This is a genomic window from Psychrobacter sp. AOP7-C1-14 (genome assembly GCF_052376135.1).
Classification (GTDB): domain Bacteria; phylum Pseudomonadota; class Gammaproteobacteria; order Pseudomonadales; family Moraxellaceae; genus Psychrobacter.
In genome coordinates this window covers 1-1473 of sequence record NZ_JBQSVH010000041.1, presented here as the reverse complement: position 1 = coordinate 1473, position 1473 = coordinate 1, and the positions used below count along the sequence as shown (strand labels likewise).

General features: G+C 47.0%; 1 protein-coding gene and 1 pseudogene. Both read right to left on the bottom strand.

All coding sequences use genetic code 11. From position 1 onward, the window contains the following. Position 1: 1 nt before the first annotated feature. Positions 2-1291 (bottom strand): TRAP transporter large permease, encoded by a 1290-nt coding sequence (locus ACT3QN_RS13630; protein ID WP_444520424.1) that lies wholly within the window; start codon positions 1289-1291, stop codon positions 2-4. Continuing rightward, a pseudogene (locus tag ACT3QN_RS13625) lies at positions 1288-1473 on the bottom strand (TRAP transporter small permease); the annotation flags it as partial. The pseudogene ACT3QN_RS13625 and the gene ACT3QN_RS13630, both read right to left, overlap by 4 nt.

Below are 1473 nucleotides of genomic sequence, written 5' to 3'. Positions count from 1 at the left end.
CCTACCCCAACAGCACCAGCGATATAGCAGGGAACATCACCAGGACAACCAAACGAATCACATCAGAGACAATGAATGGAGCCACCCCGCGGAACATATCGCTCAGCTTAATGTGCGGCGCCATCGCCTTAATCACAAAAATATTCATACCCATCGGCGGCGTGATCAAACCAAGCTCTACCGTCAATACCGCAATAATGCCAAACCATACTGGATCGAACCCTAACGCTAGAATGATTGGATATACCACAGGAATCGTGATTACTAGCATTGCTAGCGCATCCATGAACAGTCCCAGTAGGAAGTACATGAATAAGATACAGATCAGGACAATCATTGGACTAACAGCCAACCCACCGATCCAAGATGCCAATGAATAAGACAGGCGTGAGACTGAGATAAAATATCCCAATGCTTCAGCGCCTAATAGCATAAAGAACACCACTGCAGAGAGTGCTAACGTCTCAATCAACGATTGCTTGAGGCCATCTAAGCGCATACCTTTAGCAAAGGCATAAGCCCAAGAGACAAAGGCTCCTACTGCTGCTCCTTCTGTTGGCGTGAATAAGCCAAAGAAGATACCCGCGATAATGATGATAAAGATAAAACTAAATGGTATAAGGCCCGTCAGCGACAGTAGCTTGGCTTTCCAAGTGGTTTTCTCACCGCGCTGTGCCAAGTGCGGCTTCCAGCGCACCATAATCATTACCGTGATGGAATACATCACCATACCGAGCATACCTGGCAAGAAGCCAGCGATGAACATATCACCTACCGACTGCTGGGTTAAAATCGCATAGACCAGTAAGGCAATACTGGGCGGAATCATAATACCAAGCGTACCACCAGCGGCTAAGATGCCACAGGCAAACCCTGGCTGATAACCGTACTTCTCCATTTGCGGTAACGCGACTTTGGTCATGGTAGAGGCAGTCGCAAGTGATGAGCCTGAGATAGAGGCAAAGATACCGGACGAGCCAATACCTGCAATACCAAGACTACCCCTTACCCCGCCAAATATGGTTCGTGTTGCTTCAAAGAGTTTGCCCGCCATACCTGAGTGGGTGGCAAATACACCCATAAGAATAAATAAAGGAATGGCACTAAAGTCATACTTTGCTAAGACATCAACAGGAATGTCTTTAAGCATTTGTAGTGCACCGCTAGGCGCTGTAACCGCACCGAAGCCTACTAAACCGACACCTAACATGGCAAGTGCAACGGGTACTCGTAAAATGACAAGCAGGATCATGACAACTAGGCCAATCGCACCGATAATTTCTGGGCTCATGCGCCTGTCTCCTCGGCGTCAAAGAATTCGCCTGTTTTAAAGATGTTGATGGATTCGATCAATGAGCGAATGGCTAGTAAGATACTTAAAAAAGCGCTGATGGTATAGATAGGCATCATAGAGAGTCTTAAGTCTTGAGTGACTTTGCCATACTCAACAGCGTCAATAGCACTCTCATAGAG

Bases quoted from the DNA above. Each gene is read 5' to 3' on its own strand.
- ACT3QN_RS13630 (WP_444520424.1), bottom strand. From the start codon at position 1,291: ATGAGCCCAGAAATTATCGGTGCGATTGGCCTAGTTGTCATGATCCTG.